The sequence below is a fragment of the Massilia sp. 05N420 genome, assembly GCF_056397205.1.
This window is the reverse complement of the sequence record NZ_JBFTMX010000012.1, coordinates 65,042-83,758: the sequence shown is the minus strand read 5'-3', so window position 1 is coordinate 83,758 and position 18,717 is coordinate 65,042. Positions and strand designations below refer to the sequence as shown.

Here is an 18,717-nt window from a genome sequence, read left to right as displayed (position 1 = left end):
TGTGTTCAGCATCTATCCTCGCGCGATAGCTTCCTCTCCCGATGCCGATGCCGCCGAGTTTCACGCCCCGCCTCCGACACCTGAACCAGATACGCCGCCCGATGGTCGGGCGTTCGATCGCCCTGCTGGCGGCATTCTGCGTGCTGCTGCTGGGGATCTACGGCTGGAGCCTGTGGACGGCGCGCGAGGCACAGCTGGAAGAAACCTCGGCCAGCACCGCGAACATGGCGCTCGCGCTGGCGGCCCAGGCCGAGACCTCGTTCAAGGTGGCCGATGCGGTGCTGGCCGAGACCGTCGAGCGTGTCGAGCAGGACGGCGTGGAGGGCGCGGCGGGAGAGCGCCTGCAACGGCGCTTCCAGCACATCGCCGCCCATTCCGCCGAAGTGCATGGCCTGTTCGTGTATGGCCCCGACGGCAGCTGGCAAGTGACGACGCAGGCGAAGCCGCCGCAGGCCAACAACGCCGACCGCGAGTACTTCCGCTATCACCAGGCCGACCCCGACCGCCGCAGCCACGTGGGCAAGCCGGTGCGCAGCCGTTCCACCGGCGTGATGGTGATCCCGGTGTCGCGCCGCATCGACCGTCCCGACGGCAGCTTCGGCGGCGTCGCGCTGGTGACGCTGGACCTCGGCTTCTTTGGCCGCTTCTATGACCGATTCGACGTCGGACGCCAGGGCACCATCCTGCTCGCCCTCGACGACGGCACCCTGATCTACCGGCGCCCGTTCTCGGAAAACCTGGTCGGCACCAGCATCGCCGGCGGGCCGATCTTCCAGATGATGAAGAGCGCCGGGCCGGTCGGCACCGCGATGTTGCGGGCCAGGATGGACGGCATCGAGCGCCTCTACAGCTACCGCCACCTGGACGGCTATCCGCTGGTGGTGGCCAGCGCCGAGTCCAAGGACGAGATCCTGGGCGACTGGCGGGCGGGCGCGGTCAAGATGAGCTGCGTGGTGGCGTTCGCGATCGTCCTGCTGGCCTGGGGCGGGCGGCGCATGATCCACCAGATCCGCATCCGCGAGAGTCTCGAGGAAACCTTGCGGGCGCTGGCCGAAAGCGACGGCCTGACCGGGCTGGCCAACCGCCGCCTGTTCGAAGACACCCTGGCGCGCGAGCTGGCGCGGGCGCGCCGCGGCGGCAGCGGATTCGCGCTGATCCTGACCGATGTGGACTGGTTCAAGAAGTACAACGACCGCTACGGCCATGTGGCCGGCGACGACTGCCTGCGCAAGGTGGCCACGGCGATCGCGGCCGGCGCGCGCCGGCCGGGCGACCTGGCGGCGCGCTACGGCGGCGAGGAATTCGCCGTGATCCTGCCTGCTACCAGCCTGGATGGCGCGGTGAAGGTGGCCGAAACGATCCGCGCCGCGGTGGCGGAACTGAAGCTGGAGCATGCCGACAGCCCCTACGGCCAGGTCAGCCTGAGCCTGGGCGTGGTGGCCGGCCTGGCCGGCGCCGGGCCGGACGGCGCCTGGGTCGAGGCCGCGGACCGCCTGCTGTACGAAGCCAAGGAAGGCGGGCGCAATCGCATCGCGGCGCGGCTTGCAATTGCATAGCGCGCGATCTAACATCCATCCCATGGAATCGAAGACGACCCCCTTGCTGGACAACCAGCTGTGCTTTGCGCTGTACTCGACCGGGCTGGCGATGAACAAGGTCTACCGCAAGCTGCTGCGCAAGCTGGACCTGACCTATCCGCAATACCTGGTGATGCTGGTGCTGTGGGAGCGCGACGGGGTGACCGTGTCCGACATCGGCGCGCGGCTCTTCCTCGACTCGGCGACCCTGACGCCGCTGCTCAAGCGCCTGGAGACGGCCGGCCTGGTGGCGCGGGCGCGCTCGAACCTCGACGAGCGCCAGGTGGTGGTCAGCCTGACCGACGCCGGCCGCGCGATGGCGCGCGACGCTGCGGCGATCCAGGAACAGGTGCTGTGCGCGGCGGCCTGCCCGCCGGGCGACCTGGCGGCGCTCAAGCGCCAGCTCGAGCAGCTGCGCGGCAAGCTGGCAGCAGACAGCTAGCCGGCGTCAATCAGTGTCCGGCTGGCTGCAACCGGGATAGTCCTGCTGGGGCATGGTGCGCTGGGCCAGCAGCAGGGCCTGGAAATCGCTGGCACGCATCGGCTTGCCGATCAGGTAGCCCTGCAGCACGTCGCATTCGGTCGAGCGGATCGCGCAGGCCTGCGCCTCGGTTTCGATCCCTTCGCAGATCACGGACAGCTTGAGCGACTTGGCGAAGGCGATCACGCCGTTGACGATGTCCAGGCAGCGCCGGTCTTCCTCGATCTCCTGCACGAAGGAGCGGTCGATCTTGATCGCGGTGATCGGGAACTGGCGCAGGTAGGAGAGGTTCGAGTAGCCGGTGCCGAAATCGTCGAGCGCGATCCTGAAACCTTCCTGCTGCAGCGAACGAAGCACGGACGCCGCCTTCTCGATGTCCTGGGTCAGCATGCTCTCCGTGACTTCCAGCTTGATGCAGCCGGTGTCCAGCCCGTAGTGCGCCACCAGGTTCTTCAGCAGCACCGGCAGGTTCTCGTCGGTGAGCTGGCGGGTCGACACGTTCACCGCCATCTGCAGCTGGAAGCCGAGCAGCTCCCATTCGCGCGCCTGGCGGCAGGCTTCCTCGCAGACCCAGGCCCCGACCGCGTTGATCGCCGGCGAATCCTCGAGCATCGACAGGAAGGCGCCCGGCGCGATCACGCCCAGGCGCGGATGCTCCCAGCGCAGCAGGGCCTCGGCCCCCACCACGGCGCCGTTGGCGGCGCTGATCTGCGGCTGGTAGAACAGCACGAACTGGCGCCGCTCGAGGGCCGAAAACACTTCCTGGCGCAGCTGCAGGCGTTCCTTGATCAGCTGTGCCGACTTGGGCGAGAACAGGCAGGCGGTATGGCGGCCGTTGTCCTTGGCGGCATACATCGCGGCATCCGCGTTGTTGAGCAGTTCGTCGGCGCTGACCTCGCCGGGCTTGCCCAGCGCGATCCCGATGCTGGCGCCGACCGTGACCTTCAGGGGGCCGATCGCGATCGGTTCGGCCATGCGCTGCAGCACCGTGGCCGCCAGCGCCTTCGCCGCTTCCGGATTTGCATCGGTGAGCACGAACACGAATTCGTCGCCGCTGATGCGCGCCACCGTGGTATCGGCATTGCCGAATGCCGCCAGGCGGCGCCCGATCTCCTGCAGCGCCAGGTCGCCGGACTGGTGGCCGTGGGCGTCGTTGACTTCCTTGAAGTGGTCGAGGTCGACGAACAGCACCCCGATCATGTCGTCGCGCGCCAGCGCCTCGTCGAGCGCGCGCAGGCAGCTGAAGCGGTTGTGCAGGCCGGTCAGGCTGTCGTGGGTCGCCATGTGGACCAGGCGCGCTTCGGCTTCCTTGCGCTCGGTGATGTTCGCAAAGAACACCGTCAGGCCATCCTTCGACGGATAGGCGCGCGCCTCCAGCCACATCTGCAGCGGCGCATAATAGCTTTCGCAGCTGGCCGCTTCCTGCCGCTCGAGCGCGCGATGGTAGGTCTGATAGAAGGGGCCGCCGACGGCTTCCGGGAACTCGTCCCAGATCACCTTGCCGATCAGATGGTCGGCGCTGCGCCGCATCCATGCCGCTCCCTTGCTGTTGATGAAGGTGAAGCGCCACTCGCGGTCGAGCGAGAAGCAGCCGTCGGAAATGCTCTCCAGCAGGGTGCTGAGGTGCTCGCGCGCATTCGCCACCTCGGCCTGGGCCTGGATCGCGACGCTCACGTCTTCCAGGAAGGCGACGAAATTGGTGACCGCGCCGGCGGCATCGCATACCGGGAACAGGTGCATGCGGCTCCAGAACACGCTGCCGTCCTTGCGGTAGTTACGCAAGGTGCAGGTGTGGCTGCGGCCGGCGGCGAGTGCCTCGCGCAGGCCGGCGAGTGCGGGCTGGTCACGGTCGCTGCCCTGCAGGAAACGGCAGTTACGGCCGATCACCTCGGCCAGCGTGTAGCCGGAGATCGCCTCGAAGGCCGGATTCACCCAGGCGATCGGATCATCGGGCTGCTTTGCATCGCAGATGACGATGGCCGTGCTGCTCGCCTGGATCAGGCCCTTGAAGAAATCCGCAGGCTTGTCTTCGAGATTGACGAGGGTGAGCCGATTGTATTCCCACGAATGTAATGACATGGTCGCCTGTTGGAACGCTGGACGGCTCCAGTGTAATCGCGGTAGTCGATACGCGGAGCACGCCAAGCGGCCCCGGCTTTATCGCAGCGGCGCCATCCCGAGGGCCGTCATTTTCTCGCCGAGGGCCAGGCGGTCGGCATCGATCTGGCCGCCGTTCGTGCGGCTCGACAAGGCGGCTTTCGTTTTCCGGCCGAGGAAGTAGGCGATGCGTTCCGCGTTCGCGCCGGAGGGGTGGGGAATGCCATGCAGGATGCGCGCTTCGTCGAGCATGCCGCGGCGCGCCAGCCACGACAGCGCCTGGCTCACCTTGGGGCCGAGCGGCACGAAGACGGCGCCGGACAGCTGCGCCGCTTCCTGGCCAAAGTACGCCAGCAGCTGCTCCTGCAGCAGGGGCGTGGTCACCATGTTCGGATTGGCGCCGTTGTAGTTCTTGCCGTCGACGAAGATGGGCTGGCGCAGCGCCCCGGTCACGTGCATGAGGTGGGCGTCGGCGCCGAACAGCGTGGCGCAGCTGGCGATCCCGAGCCAGCGCTGCAGGCCGATATGGTCGAGCAGGGCCACCAGGTTGGGACGGATCGCACCGCTGAAGGCGCCCGTGTACTTGGCCGCGCGCAGCAGGTCGGGCAGGGGCAGGCCATCGCGCAAGCCCTGCTGCGCGGCGCGCACCGCATTCTTCCATTGCACGAAGCCGGGCGAGATCCCGACCACCACCACGCGCGCGGCGGGATTGACGTAGTCGAAGGGAATGTAATGCGCTTCGACGCGGCCGGCGCGGCCGAGCAAATAGGCATCCGGAATCTGTGCGGGATTCGCGATCGCGGCGAGGTCGGTGGCGGCGATCAGGTCCGCGTAGTCAGCAAACTGGGCAGGCATGGCCGTATTGTGCCACGGTGCGCCGGCCGAGCGGGGCGCCGTGCTAGCATCGGGCCGACCTGCCGCCGCGGCGGCGATACCTCATACCTATACAGGACCGAACGTGAACGTGCAAACCGACTCCACCCCAGGCATCATCCAGGCGCCGTTCGGCAAGCTGCCCGACGGCGCGCCGGTCACCCGCTACACCCTCGTCAACCGCCACGGCATGACGGTGAAGATCCTCGATTTCGGCGGCATCATCACGAATATCCTCGTGCCCGACCGCGAGGGCCGCTTCGCCGACGTCGCCCTCGGCTTCGACGAGCTGTCGCCCTACCTTGGCGAGAGCCCGTATTTCGGCGCCCTGATCGGCCGCTACGGCAACCGCATCGCAAAGGGCCGTTTCACGCTCGACGGCCACAGCTACCAGCTGGCGACCAATAACGGCAGCAACCACCTCCACGGCGGCGACCGCGGCTTCGACAAGGTCCTGTGGCAGGCCGCCGTCGAAGGCAATGAACTACGGCTGCGCTACCGCAGCGGGGACGGCGAGGAGGGCTATCCGGGCAATCTGGACGCCCAGGTCGTCTACAGCCTCACCGACGACAACGAGATCGTCGTGCGGTTTTCGGCGGTCACCGACAAGCCGACGCCCGTCAACCTGACCCAGCACAGCTATTTCAACCTGGCCGGCGTCGAGGGCTGCGGCGACATCCTCGGCCATGAACTCCTCATCGATGCCGACGGCTTCGTGCCGATCGACGCCGAATCGATCCCGCTGGGCCRGGTGCGCCCGGTGGCCGGCACCCCCTTCGACTTCCGCCAGCCGCGCAGCATCGGCAGCCGGATCGGCGAGGACGACCGGCAGCTCGCCAACGGCCAGGGCTACGACCATTGCTTCGTGCTGAACAGGGAGGCCGGCAGCCGCCTGCTGACGCGCGCGGTGCGCGTGCGCGATCCCGGTTCGGGGCGGGTGCTGGAACTGCTGACCCAGGAGCCGGGCGTGCAGTTCTACAGCGGGAACTTCCTCGACGGCAGCCTGTCGGGCAAGGGCTGCGCCTATCCCCACCGCGGCGGCTTCGCGATCGAGCCCGAGCACTTCCCGGACTCGCCGAACCAGCCTGCTTTCCCGAACACGATCCTGCGCCCGGGCGATATTTATGCGACCGAGTCGCGCTTCAGGTTTTCGGTGGAGGCATAAGCAAAGGTGTTGTTCCGATAACTCACTTTTGTAAATATCTTCCCACAAACTTCACTTTTCTATCGACTTTCGTTAGTTTCTCGCCATAAACTTTGTCGCTTTGCGTCATATTTGTGCATGGACTTGTAATCAACAAGGTTTCGGAGAGAAGAATGAAAGTTACGGATTGGAAGATCGGGACCCGTCTCGGGATGGGTTTCGGGGTCATCTGCCTGGCGCTGGTGTTCATCGTCGGACAGGGTGTGATCGGCCTCGGCAGTGTGAACACCGGTACCCATACGATCGTCAGCAAGCGCATGCCGCGCCTGGACCTGAGCAGCCGTCTGTCGGGCGAAGTCGACGACATCGCGATCGCGCTGCGCAACATCATGCTGAGCGACGACAAGGCCGACCGCGCCACCCAGCTCGATGAAGTGAAGGCCTCGCGCAAGGATGCCGAGACCATTCTGGCCGAACTCGACAAGACTCTGGAAAGCGCCCAGGGACGCGCCCTGCTGGGCCAGCAGCAGGAGCTGAACGCCAGGTATGTGAAGAGCCAGGATGAACTGATCCGCATGGTCGAGGCGAACGACATGGACAGCGCCAAGGCCTACCTCGCGAAGGAGATGCGCCCGATCCTGGTCGAGTACAAGAAGGTGATCGCCGAGCAGATCCGGCAGCAGAAGGAACTCGCCGACGCCGATGCCGCCGCCGCCGCCGGCACCTATGCCCGCACCCGTAGCCTGATGCTGGGGGTGGGCCTGCTGATCCTGGGCGCCGCCGCCGCGCTGGCGCTGTGGACCACGGCCTCGATCGTGCGCCCGATCCGCCGCGCACTGGCGGTGGCCGACGCCGTCGCCGCCGGCGACCTGACCACCAGGGTCGAGGTCACCAGCAAGTGCGAGGCCGGCCAGCTGCTGGCATCGCTGAAGACCATGAACGACAACCTGGTGAAGACCGTCGCCACGGTGCGCACCGGCACCGAGGCGATCGGCACCGCGTCGAGCGAGGTCGCGGCCGGCAACCAGGACCTGTCGAGCCGCACCGAACAGCAGGCCAGTTCGCTGGAAGAGACGGCGTCCTCGATGGAAGAGCTGACCTCGACCGTGAAGCAGAACGCCGACAACGCGCGCCAGGCGAATACCCTGGCCGAAGCCGCATCCGGCGTCGCCGCGCGCGGCGGCCAGGTGATCCACCAGGTGGTCGCCACCATGGAACAGATCCACGATGCTTCCGGCAAGATCACGGACATCATCAGCGTGATCGACGGCATCGCCTTCCAGACCAATATCCTCGCGCTGAACGCGGCCGTGGAAGCGGCGCGCGCCGGCGAGCAGGGCCGCGGCTTCGCGGTCGTCGCCGGCGAAGTGCGCAACCTGGCCCAGCGCTCGGCCGCCGCGGCCAAGGAAATCAAGACCCTGATCGACGATTCCAGCGACAAGGTCGATACCGGCAGCCGCCTGGTGAAGGAAGCCGGCAGCACCATGAACGACATCGTCGACAGCGTGGGCCGCGTCACCGACATCCTCAACGAGATCACCTCGGCCAGCCAGGAGCAGAGCGCCGGCATCGAGCAGATCAACGAAGCCATCACCCAGATGGACACCGTGACCCAGCAGAACGCCGCGCTGGTCGAAGAGGCGGCCGCCGCCTCGCAAGCCATGCAGGACCAGGCCACGCGCCTGGCGCAGGCGGTGGCGGTGTTCAAGCTCGAGCACGGCGCCGCGCCGGCCATGGCCGCCGCCCCGGCTGCGCCGCGTTCCACCCTGCCGGCAGTAAGGGCGACGGCCGCCAAGCCGGCGGCCAGGCCGGCCCGCACCGCGCGTCCGGCGCCGGCCGAGGCGGTGGAGAGTGATTGGGAAGAGTTCTAAGAACGTCGTCCCCGCGAAGGCGGGGATCCAAGTTCTGCTTGATCTGCCGAAACGCGAGCAAACTTGGGTCCCCGCCTGCGCGGGGACGACAGTCTCAACTCGCAGCCGCTGATTATGTTATGGTATCCGACGCGCCCCCGAAGGCGCGTTCGGCAACCGTCTTTACAAGGATCAGCATGACCGGCTTCGTCATCACCCCTCCCGACACCCCCGCGCTTGCCATCGCAGGCTCCGACCAGACTTTCCCGCTGCGCCGCGTGTTCTGCGTCGGCCGCAACTACGCCTCCCACGCGCGAGAAATGGGTTCCGACCCGGACCGCGAACCGCCGTTCTTCTTCACCAAGCCGGCCGACGCCGTGGTGCCGGCCAGCGGCACGCTGCCTTACCCGCCAGCCACGAAGGAGCTGCACCATGAGGTCGAACTGGTGGTGGCCCTGAAGGAGGGCGGTGCGAACATCGCGCCGGAACAGGCGCTCGGCATGGTGTGGGGCTATGCGGTCGGCCTCGACCTGACCCGGCGCGACCTGCAGGCCGTCGCCAAGAAGGACGGACGGCCCTGGGACATGTCGAAAGGCTTCGACGCCTCGGCGCCCTGCAGCCCGCTGCAGCCGGTCTCCTGTACCGACCACCCGCAGGCCGGCCGCATCTGGCTCGAGGTGAACGGCCAGCTGAAGCAGGAGGGCAACCTGAACGAGATGATCTGGCCGGTGGCCGACGTGATCGCCTACCTGTCGCGCTTCGTGACGCTGGCGCCGGGCGACCTGATCTTCACCGGCACCCCGGCCGGGGTCGATGCCCTGAACCCGGGCGACCACGTGCGCGGCGGCGTGGACGGCGTCGCCACTTTCGAACTCGCCATCGGCGGCCAATGACGGGCCTRCACCGCCCCGGGCTGCTACAGATCGGCGGCTTCCCGCCGGAGGTACAGTCGCAGATCGACGCCGAATTCGAGCGGCTGGGCGCCGCGGACATCGAACGCGATCCCGCGCGCGCCGGCGATATCCGCGCCATCGTCACCCGCAGCAACCTGGAGGTGCCGGCCAGCCTGGTCGAGCGCCTGCCGAAGCTGGAGATCATCGCCACCAACGGCGTCGGCTACGACTTGATCCCGCTCGAGCTGGCGGCGCGGCGCGGCATCGTGGTGTCGAATACCCCGGACGTGCTGAACGCCGCCGTGGCCGAGCTGTGCATCGGCGCGCTGCTGTCGCTGCTGCGCCAGCTGCCCCAGGCCGACCGCTATGTGCGCGACGGCCGCTGGCTTGACACCAACTTCCCCCTGAGTACCAGCCTGGCCGGCAAGCACGTCGGCATCGTCGGCCTGGGCCGCATCGGCAAGGAGATCGCGCGCCGGCTCGAACTGTTCGGCGTGGCCCTGGCCTACCATGGCCGCAGCGACCAGGGGCTGGACTGGCGCTTCGAGGCCGACCTGGCGACGCTGGCGCGCGACGTCGACATCCTGATCGTGGCGGCGCCGGGCGGACGCGAGACCGCGCGCATGATCGATGCGCGCGTGCTGGACGCACTCGGGCCGCGCGGCTGGCTGGTGAACGTGGCGCGCGGTTCGTTGGTGGACGAGGAAGCGCTGCTGGCGGCGCTGGAGCAGAAGCGCATCGCCGGCGCCGCGCTCGACGTGTTCGACGGCGAGCCGGACATCGACAAGCGCTTCTTCGGGCTGGAGAACGTGCTGCTGTTGCCGCACATCGGCAGCGCCACGCAGGAAACGCGGGCGGCGATGGCGCAGCTGATGCTGGATAATCTGCGGAGTTGGTTCAGGAGTGGGCGGGCGTTGACGCCGGTGACTGCCTGAACCTTGGCGCATGAACGTCAGCGCATGAACGTCGTCCCCGCGAAGGCGGGGACCCAAGTTTTGCGTGCGTTTCGACCGCGCCTGCAAACCTCGGTTCCGCCTGCGCGGGAACGACGGTTCTAAAGCCGACTCAATTCGCCATGTTCTTGGCCACGATCGCATCCGTAGCCGCCTGCGCCTGCTGCAGCGGCTGGTTCAGCACATTGGTCGTATAGGTCGGGCTCGGGGCCGCCACGGCGCCCAGCGCGCCGCCGTCCTGCTTGCTGATGTCGACGTCGACGGTGGCGGACAGGCCCACGCGCAGCGGATGCTGGGCCAGCTCCTTCGGATCCAGCGAGATCCGCACCGGCACCCGTTGCACCACCTTGATCCAGTTGCCGGTTGCGTTCTGCGCCGGCAGCAGCGAGAAGGCGCTGCCGGTGCCGGCGGCCAGGCCCACCACCTTGCCGTGATAGACCACCTTGCTGCCGTAGATGTCGGCCTCGATCGTGGCCGGCTGGCCGACGCGGATGTCGCGCAGTTCCGATTCCTTGAAGTTGGCGTCGATCCACAGCTGGTCCAGCGGCACGATGGACAGCAACGGCGCGCCCGGGGCGATGCGGCTGCCCACCTGCACGCTGCGTTTGGCCACGTAGCCGCTCACCGGCGCGACGATGGCGTTGCGGCGCGCCGCCAGCCAGGCCGACAGGTAATCGGCTTTCGCCGCCAGCACGGCCGGGTGCTCGGACGGGGGCACGCCCGCCACCGCCACCCGCGCCGCCGCCACCTGCTTCAGCGCCACGTCCAGCGCGGCCTTCGCATCCTGCACGGCGCGGCGCGCGTGCGCCACGTCTTCGCCGGAGACGACATTATCAAGCGCCAGCGGCAAGCGCCGCGCCAGGTCGTCCTGGGCCGCCTTCAGGGTCACGCGGCGCTGTTCGACCACCGCGTTCAGCTGATCGACGTTGGAATAGCGCTCGCGCTGCTGTCGCACGGCGGTGCCCAGGCGCGCCTCGGCCTGGGCCAGGTTCACTTCGGCGTCGGAGGGGTCGAGGCGCACGATCTCTTCGCCGGCTTTCACCAGCTGGGTCTCGTCGGCGCGGATCTCGACCACGCTGCCGGTCACCTGCGACGAGACGTTGACCAGGTTGCCGCCCACGTAGGCATTGTCGGTCTCGACGCGCTTGGAGGAGACCAGGGTGTAATACGCGCCGTAGGCGAGGCCGGCGGCGAGGAAGGCGACGGTGATGCCGGCCAGGACTGCGCGGCGCTTGCCCTTGTTCGTGATTTGATTGTTCTCGGTGCTCATGGTCTTGGGTTCTGGATTATTTGGTGTTGTTCGATGCGGCAGCCGTCGCTGCGGCAGCCGTCGATGCGGTGGCCGTCGTTGCGGCAGCCGAGGCGGGCGCGCGATAACCGCCGCCGAGCGCCTTGACCAGCGCCACCTGGGTCTGCAGGCGGGCGTCGAGCAGCTGCAGATCGGTGTCCTGCTGGCGCAGCAGGGTCATCTTCGCCTGCAGCACGCCGGCGCGTTCCAGCAGGCCGCGCTGCATGCGCGCCTCGGCGCTGTCGAGCAGCTTGTGGCTGGATTCCACGGTCTGCCGGTGGGCCTGCGCTTCCTGGTCGAGACCCTGCAGGGTTGCGCCTTCCTGGGCCACTTCGCGCACCGCGGCCAGCACGGCTTCGTTGTACTCGGCCACCAGTTCCTCGCGGCTGCCGCGGGCCACGCCCAGCTGGGCCTTCAGGCGGCCGCTGTCGAACAGCGGCAGGTCGAGGGTGGCGCCGAGCAGCGGCGTGCGGCTGGGCCAGCGCAGCAGCTTGCCGAGCGAAACCGCGTCGAGGCCGAGCGCGCCCACCAGGTTGATGTCGGGACGGAAGGCGGCTTCGCTGGCGGCCACGCGGCCGAGCTGGGCCTCCACCCGCCAGCGCGCGGCCTGCAGGTCGGGACGGCGCGCCAGCAGCTCCATGCCGAGTTCGCGCGGCAGGGTATTCGCGCCGGGCGCCGGCTTGAAGCGGGCCAGCTTGGCGAGGGCTTGCGTATCGCCGCCGATCAGGGCGCGCAGCACCTCGCGCTCGCGCACCGCCTGGGTGGCGAAGCGGGCCGACTGTTCTTCCATCGTGCCGAGGTCGAGTTCGGCGCTGCGCAGCATGTCGGCGCTGGCCAGGCCGTGGGCGATGCGGGCCTTGCGGCCGGCCACCAGCTCGCGCTGCACCGCCGCGAGAAGCTTCACGTTGTCCTGGCGTGCCCACAGCATCTGCAGGCGGAAGTAGCCCTGGACGACGCTTGCGGCGATCGCCTGCGCGGCCTGGGCGGCTTCGGCCTTGCGCGCATTTTCTTCGCCCAGCGCGCTAGCGACCAGGGAGCGGTGCTTGCCCCACCAGTCGACGTCATAGGAGGCGCGCAGCTGCACGTTGGCGTCGTTGAAGTAGTTGCCGCCGATCGGCGGCGGGAAGAAGCCGTTCGAGGAATAGCGCTGGCGGTTCAGGCCAGTCGACAGGCCCACCTGGGCGCCTTCGTCGGCGCGTTCGGCCGTCACGATGGCCTGGGCGCTGGCGACGCGCGCCTGCACCACGGCCAGGCTCGGGTTGTCGTGCAGCGCCTGCTGGACCAGGGCGTTCAGCTGCGGGTCGCCGTAGGTCAGCCACCATTGCTCGGCCGGCCAGGCGTCCTGCGGCAGGGTGATGCCGGGCGCGTGCTGGGCCTTTGCCGCCAGGTCGATCGGCGCGGCGCGCTTGCTGTCGGCCGGCACGCTGATGCAGCCGGCCAGCAGCGCCAGCACGGCGCCGGCGGCGAGGCTGTTTTTCAGGATGAATGAGGTGTGTCGCACTTGTTCTAGCTTTCCAAATTAATCGAGGTGCACGTCGACCGGGGCCGGGGCTGAAGCAGCTTTTGGCGGACGGATCAGGATCAGCAGCGGAATCACGGCCGCGGTGAGCAGCATCATCAGCCAGTAGTCGTCGACGTAGGCGATCATCGAGGCCTGGCGCGTGATCTCGTTGTTGATCATGGCGGCGCCGAGCTGGCTGCCCATGTTGTAGATGCTGGACGGGTCGTTCAGTGCCGGATTGGCATTCGTGATCTGGGTCGTCAGCGAGGCGTGGGCGATCTGGGTGTTACGCACCAGCAGGGCCTGCACCATGGCGATGCCGATCGAGGAACCGATGTTGCGGACCAGGCTGTACAGCGCCGTACCCTCCGCACGCATCTGCGGCGACAGGGTGGCGAAGGTGGCGGCCGACAGCGGCACGAACACCAGGCCCAGGCCCACGCCCTGGATCACGCCGGGCCACACGATGTCGGACTGCGACAGCACCAGCGTGTACTGGGTCATCTGCCACAGCGAGAACGCGGTGATGGCGAAGCCGGCGCCCAGCAGCAGGCGGAAGTCGACCTTGCCGGTGAGCCGTCCCACCACCAGCATTGCCGCCATCGTGCCCAGGCCGGACGGCGCCGTCACCAGGCCGGCCAGCGCCGCCGGGTAGCCCATCAGGCCCTGCAGCATGGTCGGCATCAGCGCGCGGGTCGCGAACAGCACCATGCCGACGATGAAGATAAGCAGCAGGCCGGTGACGTAGTTGCTGTTCTTGAGCAGGCGGAAGTCGACGAAGGACTGGCCGGCCGGACGCGTCAGGGTGTGGCCGATGAAGTAGGCGCCGGCCAGCAGCAGCATGACCAGCTCGACCCAGGTCTCCAGCGACTGGAACCAGTCGTTCTGTTCGCCGCGGTCGAGCAGCATCTGCAGCGCGCCGATCGCGATCGACAGGGTGACGAAGCCGAACATGTCGAAGCGCACCCGGCGCGCGGCGGTGGTGGCGTGGATGTAGCGCCAGATGCCGTAGAAGGCCACCGCGCCGATCGGCAGGTTGATRWAGAAGACCCAGCGCCAGCTGWWRYTGTCGGTCAGCCAGCCGCCCAGGGTCGGGCCGAGGATGGGGCCGATCATCACGCCCATGCCCCATACCGCCATCGCCGAGCCGTGCTTTTCTTTCGGATTGATGTCGAGCAGGACCGACTGCGACAGCGGCACCAGGGCCGCGCCGAACACGCCCTGCAGCATGCGCGAGACGACGATCTCGGTCAGGTTCATCGATAGCCCGCACAGGGCCGAGGCGATGGTGAAGCCGGCCACCGAGACCAGGAACACCTTCTTCAGGCCGAAGCGGTCGACCAGCCAGCCGTTCAGCGGGGTGGCGATGGCGGCGGCCACGATGAAGGAGGTCAGCACCCAGGTGATCTGGTCCTGGGAGGCCGACAGCGCGCCCTGCATGTGGGGCAGGGCGACGTTGGCGATGGTGCCGTCGAGCGCCTGAATGATGGTCGCCAGCATGATCGAGATCGTGATCATGGTGCGGTTGATCGGCGGATTCCCGGAGGCCGGCGCCGCGTTCGCGGTGGCTGCGCTCACAGCTGTTCCTCGATGCGCGCGCGCAGCAGTTCCAGCAGCTCGGTGGCGGCCTTGAGCCGGGCCGGGTCGATGTCGCCCAGCAGGGCCAGGCGCACGGCATTCGCCTGCTCCTTCACCTGCTTGTACAAGGTGGTGCCGGCATCGGTCAGGTGGACCAGCTTGACGCGGCGGTCGGTGGGCGAGGGCGCGCGCGTGACCAGGCCTTCGCGCTCGAGGCGGTCGAGCATCGACACCATCGACGGGCCTTCGACGCCGACCAGGTCGGCCAGCGCGCGCTGCGACATTGCTTCGCCCGACTTGGCGATCATGGCGATGGTCATCCAGCCGGCCTGGCCGATGCCCAGGTGCTTCAGTTGCTTGTCGATCAGGAGGCGCCAGCCGCGCGCCGTGTTGTGCACGGCGGCGGAGAAGCGCTCCCCGATCGGAGATTCAGGTAGATCACTCATCGTTAGAATTCGAATCGATAGGAATCTATCGAGTTTAGTTTATGCAAGTTGAGTTGTAAAGAGCGTGTCGTGTCAGAATGGACATAACGATGAGTGAGGAGGGAAGATGCCGCAAGCCGCATTGCTGACCGTCCACGGCATGGGAGAGACGCCGCGCGATTACGCCGAAAAGCTGTTCCAGGCCGTGGCTGCACGGCTGGGACCCTTGTCCGGCCAGGTCGATTTCCGCTCGATCTACTACCAGGACATCCTCAAGCCCAACCAGGAAACGGTGTGGGCCAGGGTCAGCGACACCACCAGCCTGCACTATGCCGACCTGCGCCGCTTCCTGCTGTTCGGCTTCGGCGACGCCGCCGGGCTGGAGAACCGCAAGGAGATCGACGGCTCGGTGTATGAACTGGCGCAGGCGGCGATCGCGCGCCAGCTGCTGGGCGTGGCCAGGCAGGACCCGTCGGCGCGGGTGGTGTTCCTGGCGCAGTCGCTGGGTTGCCAGGTGCTGTCCAGCTATATCTACGATGCGCAGAAGGCGCTGGCGGGCGGCCAGGTCCTGGCCGGGGTGTGGAAGGACGTCGACGCCTGGGCCATGCGCGCGCTGGGGGCGCGCCTGAGCGACAGCGACCGGCACTTCATGGCCGGCGCCACCTGCAGCGCCTTCGTCACCACCGGCTGCAACATCCCGATCTTCTGCGCGGCCCACAAGCAGATGGACATCAAGCCGATCGCGCGGCCGACGCCCGGCTTCGAGTGGATCAACTTCTATGACCCCGACGACGCGCTGGGCTGGCCGCTGCAGCCGCTCTCGCCGGGCTACGCCGAACTGGCCGACGACCGCGCGATCAATGCGGGGCAGGGCGTGGTGACCTGGATTCTGAAGAGCTGGAACCCGCTGTCGCACACGGTCTACTGGAGCGACGCCCAGGTGCTCGACGCGCTGACCCAGCGCCTGCGCCTGGAAGTCACCTGAGCGAACTGTATTCCCGCGCCGCGCCGGCTTCTGTGCGCGCCATGCCGGACGCCGTCAGGCTACCATCGGGGACATGAGAGAATCGATTGCAGAACACGCCGCGCGGGCGGAGCCGGCCGGCTTCCAGCTGCGGCCCATCGTGCGCCACCGCGGCGCCAGCCATGGCGCGGCCGAGGACAGCGTGGCCGAAGAGATGCCGCTGGCCCTGGTGGTGAACGGCATTTCGCAGGTGGTCATGATGGTCACCCCGCGCGACCTCGAGGCCTTCGCGGCCGGCTTCGCGCTGACCGAAGGGCTGGTCGACAGCCGTGCGCAGATCTACGACATCGAACTGCGCCTGCATGCGCGCGCGGCCGAGGTCGAGCTGACCGTGGCCCAGGAAGCCTTCCAGCGCCTGAAGGGACGGCGCCGCGCGCTGGCCGGACGTACCGGCTGCGGGGTGTGCGGCATCGAAAGCCTGGAACTGCTCGACCTGGCGCCGGAAAAGATGGCGCCGGCGGCGCTGCCGGCGGACCCCGGCGCGGCCATCGCGCGCGCCGCCGCCGAACTGYCGCGTCACCAGACCCTGATGCGGGAGACCGGCGGCGTGCACGCGGCGGCCTGGTGCGGGCTGGACGGCGCCATCGCCGCCGTGTTCGAGGACGTCGGCCGCCACAATGCGCTCGACAAGCTGGTCGGCCACCTGGCCCTGGCGCGCGCCGACCTGCGTGGCGGCTTCGTCTTCATGTCCAGCCGCGCCAGCTACGAGCTCGCACGCAAGACCGCGCGCATGGGCATCCCGATGCTGGCGACGATCTCCGCGCCCAGTTCGCTGGCGATCGACATCGCGGCCCAGGCCGGCCTGAAGCTGGCCAGCTTCTGCCGCCTCGACGGTTTCGTCGAATACACCTGAGCGGCACCTGAGCGCCGCCGCGCCCGACAGCGTTCAGAACTTCGTTTCCAGCGTCGCGCGCAAGGTCGCCGAGCCCGGATAGACCGTGCGGCTGCGCTGGGTACCCTGGCCGGCCACCGTGTAGCTGCTGGCGCTGAGGTAGTCCTGGCCGAGCAGGTTGGACGCGGCGATGCGCAGCTGGCGCTTGGGCGTGAACTTCCACAGCGCGTACAGGTCGAGGTCGCGGCGCACGCTCTCATAGCTCACCTGGTTGGTCGACACCTGCACCTCGCCGCCGTTCTTGAAGACGAAGCCGCCGCCGGCCGAGAACGCGCCCCGTTTGTAGTCTGCGCCCAGCGTGGCGGACAGTGGAGTCTGGCCCATCAGGCGGTTGTGCGGGCCCGGCACGTTGTCGACGCTGGACCAGTTGCGCGACAGGCTGGCGCGCAGGTCGAGCGCGGTGGTGGTGTCGATCAGCGCCTTGAGCGGAAACTTGGCTTCCAGCTCGATGCTGCGCGCACGCGCATGGCCCGTGTTGACCGGACGCGCGACCCAGCGGCTGCCGTCGAAGACGGTCTGGAGGCGCGTGTTGTTGTCGATGTTGCGCGCCGAGACCGCGGCCGACAGCAGCGCCCCTTCCGCCCAGTAGTGTTCGTAGGCGGCGTCGATGCCGAGCGCCAGTTCCGGTTTCAGGTCCGGGTTGCCGGTGCTGTCGGGCTGGGTCTGGTCGTTGTTGACCGAAGTGTAGCGGTGCGGGATCAGGCTTTGCAGGCTTGGCGCCCTGTAGCTGCGGGTCAGCGCGAAGCGCAGCTGGTCGGCCTTGGTGCCCGGCAGCTTGTACAGGGTCTGGAACAGCGGGCTCCAGACGCTCGAGCGCTTGTGCACCGTAGCGAAGGTATTGCCTTCGATGCGGGTCTGGATGGCTTCCCAGCGCACGCCCAGGTACACCGACCAGCGCGGCGTCAGGTTCCACTCGTCCTGGCCGTACAGCGCCAGTCGGGTCACGTCGCCGGTATAGAACTCGTCGCCGCCGGGTAGCGCGAGCTCGGGCTGGCCGGCATCGCGCTCGCGGCGCGCATCGTTCTCGGTCTGGTAGCCCCCGTCCCAGCCGAAGGCCAGCGCATGGCCTTCCCGGCTGGCGCTGGTGAACTTGCCCTTGGTGCTGGCTTCGCGGAAGCTGGCGTTCGACCGGATCAGTTCATGCAGGGCCGGATCGGCGCTGCGGTAAGTCGCGTTCGCGGCCGCGCCGACGCTGCCGCTCAGCTTCGCGTCCAGCCTGGCGCCGGATTCGAACTTGTGCACCCAGTTGGCTTCTTCGCGCAGCGTCTTGACGTCGTTGCTCATGGTCTGGCGGAGCGCCGGATAGACCGGCGGCGCGCCCAGCACGGTGTCGATCAGCGTGCGGTTGTCGTTCTGGAAGCGGTTGACGTTCACGAAGGTCTGCGAAGCCAGGGTGTCGCCGTTGTCCAGGGTCCAGATCAGGCGCGGGGTCAGGCTGTAATTCGAGAAGCGGCCGGATTCCAGCTGGCGTCCGAGGCGCAGGCCGTAGGGAAGGCCGGCCGCGCCGTCGAATTCCTGGTCGCTGCGCACCGTGCGGTCGTGATGCTGGTGGGCGTAGTTGGCGGCGACGGACCAGGCCAGCTTGCCCGCCTTGTCGGACAGCTGCAGGCTGGCGTTCGGGCCCAGCGATTCGCTGCCGCGCGCAAAGCCCGTCTTCAGCTCGCGCTCGCCGGCCTTCACCGTTTTCTTCAGCACGATGTTGATGGTGCCGGCAATCGACTGGGTCGAGAACTCGGCGCTGGCGGCGCGCAGCACCTCGATGCGTTCGATCAGGTCGGGCGACAGGGAATCGATGGTGAAACCGGCGGGCGCGCGGTCGCCGTTGATCAGGATCTGGGTGTAGCCGTTGCCGAGGCCACGCATCCGCACTTCGCTGCCGCGGCCGCCGGCACCGCTGACGGTCACGCCGGGCACGCGTTTCAGCACGTCGAGCACACTGGTATCGCCGTATTTGACGATCTCCTCGCGATTGACGACGATCTTCGCCGCGGTGTCGTCGCGGCGCGGGTCGTAGGCGTCGAGCGAGCCGCGTACTTCGACCTGCTGCGGTTTGTCGGCGGACTGCTGGGCATGCGCGGATGCGGCGGCCAGCGCGACGCACAGGGCGGCCGTCAGTTTTTTCATATGCATATGAATTCGGG

Annotated in this window: 15 protein-coding genes; 8 read left to right on the top strand and 7 right to left on the bottom strand. The window is 68.0% G+C overall.

Annotation, left to right across the window (positions count from 1 at the left end):
- Nucleotides 1-101 precede the first annotated feature (101 nt).
- Nucleotides 102-1,556, top strand: a complete 1,455-nt coding sequence (locus AC1DIX_RS09500) for a sensor domain-containing diguanylate cyclase (protein ID WP_477323828.1) — start codon at nucleotides 102-104, stop codon at nucleotides 1,554-1,556.
- 22 nt (nucleotides 1,557-1,578) lie between these two features.
- A complete protein-coding gene (locus AC1DIX_RS09495; protein WP_477249735.1) occupies nucleotides 1,579-2,019 on the top strand; it encodes a MarR family winged helix-turn-helix transcriptional regulator in 441 nt (146 codons plus the stop codon).
- Nucleotides 2,020-2,025: 6 nt separating this feature from the next.
- Here AC1DIX_RS09495 and AC1DIX_RS09490 read toward each other — a convergent pair whose 3' ends face one another.
- Both AC1DIX_RS09490 and AC1DIX_RS09485 read right to left on the bottom strand, forming a co-directional pair.
- Nucleotides 2,026-4,137 carry a putative bifunctional diguanylate cyclase/phosphodiesterase gene (locus AC1DIX_RS09490; RefSeq protein WP_477323826.1) on the bottom strand — a complete coding sequence of 704 codons (2,112 nt, stop codon included), beginning with the start codon at nucleotides 4,135-4,137 and terminating at the stop codon, nucleotides 2,026-2,028.
- Nucleotides 4,138-4,215: 78 nt separating this feature from the next.
- A complete protein-coding gene (locus AC1DIX_RS09485) occupies nucleotides 4,216-5,010 on the bottom strand; it encodes a hypothetical protein (RefSeq protein WP_442122549.1) in 795 nt (264 codons plus the stop codon).
- 103 nt (nucleotides 5,011-5,113) lie between these two features.
- On the opposite strand from AC1DIX_RS09485, the gene AC1DIX_RS09480 reads away from it, so the two are divergent.
- The 4 genes from AC1DIX_RS09480 (at nucleotide 5,114) to AC1DIX_RS09465 (ending at nucleotide 9,850) form a co-directional block, all read left to right on the top strand.
- Complete coding sequence (locus AC1DIX_RS09480; RefSeq protein WP_477323824.1) at nucleotides 5,114-6,193, top strand: aldose epimerase family protein; 1,080 nt, start codon at nucleotides 5,114-5,116, stop codon at nucleotides 6,191-6,193.
- Between the two features lie 152 nt (nucleotides 6,194-6,345).
- Complete coding sequence (locus AC1DIX_RS09475) at nucleotides 6,346-8,043, top strand: methyl-accepting chemotaxis protein (RefSeq protein ID WP_477323822.1); 1,698 nt, start codon at nucleotides 6,346-6,348, stop codon at nucleotides 8,041-8,043.
- 176 nt (nucleotides 8,044-8,219) lie between these two features.
- Nucleotides 8,220-8,915, top strand: coding sequence for a fumarylacetoacetate hydrolase family protein (locus AC1DIX_RS09470; protein ID WP_442122552.1), 696 nt, complete (start codon nucleotides 8,220-8,222; stop codon nucleotides 8,913-8,915).
- Nucleotides 8,912-9,850 carry a 2-hydroxyacid dehydrogenase gene (locus AC1DIX_RS09465; protein ID WP_477323820.1) on the top strand — a complete coding sequence of 313 codons (939 nt, stop codon included), beginning with the start codon at nucleotides 8,912-8,914 and terminating at the stop codon, nucleotides 9,848-9,850. Before AC1DIX_RS09470 ends, AC1DIX_RS09465 begins: the two co-directional genes overlap by 4 nt.
- 130 nt (nucleotides 9,851-9,980) lie before the next feature.
- Here the strand turns inward: AC1DIX_RS09465 and AC1DIX_RS09460 are convergent, their stop codons facing one another.
- Genes AC1DIX_RS09460 through AC1DIX_RS09445 form a run of 4 tightly spaced genes read right to left on the bottom strand, consistent with a single transcriptional unit; the run spans nucleotide 9,981 to nucleotide 14,681 of the window.
- On the bottom strand, nucleotides 9,981-11,138 hold the full coding sequence (locus AC1DIX_RS09460) for an EmrA/EmrK family multidrug efflux transporter periplasmic adaptor subunit (RefSeq protein ID WP_477323819.1): 1,158 nt from the start codon (nucleotides 11,136-11,138) through the stop codon (nucleotides 9,981-9,983).
- A 16-nt stretch (nucleotides 11,139-11,154) separates the two neighbouring features.
- Entirely contained in the window at nucleotides 11,155-12,657 is a 1,503-nt protein-coding gene (locus tag AC1DIX_RS09455) for an efflux transporter outer membrane subunit (protein ID WP_477323818.1), read from the bottom strand.
- 18 nt (nucleotides 12,658-12,675) lie between these two features.
- On the bottom strand, nucleotides 12,676-14,175 hold the full coding sequence (locus tag AC1DIX_RS09450) for an MDR family MFS transporter (protein ID WP_477323881.1): 1,500 nt from the start codon (nucleotides 14,173-14,175) through the stop codon (nucleotides 12,676-12,678).
- A 56-nt stretch (nucleotides 14,176-14,231) separates the two neighbouring features.
- Nucleotides 14,232-14,681, bottom strand: a complete 450-nt coding sequence (locus tag AC1DIX_RS09445; protein ID WP_477323816.1) for a MarR family winged helix-turn-helix transcriptional regulator — start codon at nucleotides 14,679-14,681, stop codon at nucleotides 14,232-14,234.
- A 106-nt stretch (nucleotides 14,682-14,787) separates the two neighbouring features.
- Between AC1DIX_RS09445 and AC1DIX_RS09440 the strand changes: the two genes are divergently transcribed.
- Together AC1DIX_RS09440 and fdhD are read left to right on the top strand one after the other, a co-directional pair.
- On the top strand, nucleotides 14,788-15,645 hold the full coding sequence (locus AC1DIX_RS09440; protein WP_477323814.1) for a hypothetical protein: 858 nt from the start codon (nucleotides 14,788-14,790) through the stop codon (nucleotides 15,643-15,645).
- Between the two features lie 73 nt (nucleotides 15,646-15,718).
- The gene (gene fdhD / locus AC1DIX_RS09435) at nucleotides 15,719-16,537 is read left to right on the top strand and encodes a formate dehydrogenase accessory sulfurtransferase FdhD (RefSeq protein WP_477323812.1); all 819 of its coding nucleotides are present in this window, start codon (nucleotides 15,719-15,721) and stop codon (nucleotides 16,535-16,537) included.
- A 33-nt stretch (nucleotides 16,538-16,570) separates the two neighbouring features.
- Here the strand turns inward: fdhD and AC1DIX_RS09430 are convergent, their stop codons facing one another.
- A complete protein-coding gene (locus tag AC1DIX_RS09430; protein WP_477323810.1) occupies nucleotides 16,571-18,700 on the bottom strand; it encodes a TonB-dependent receptor plug domain-containing protein in 2,130 nt (709 codons plus the stop codon).
- Between the last annotated feature and the right edge of the window lie 17 nt (nucleotides 18,701-18,717).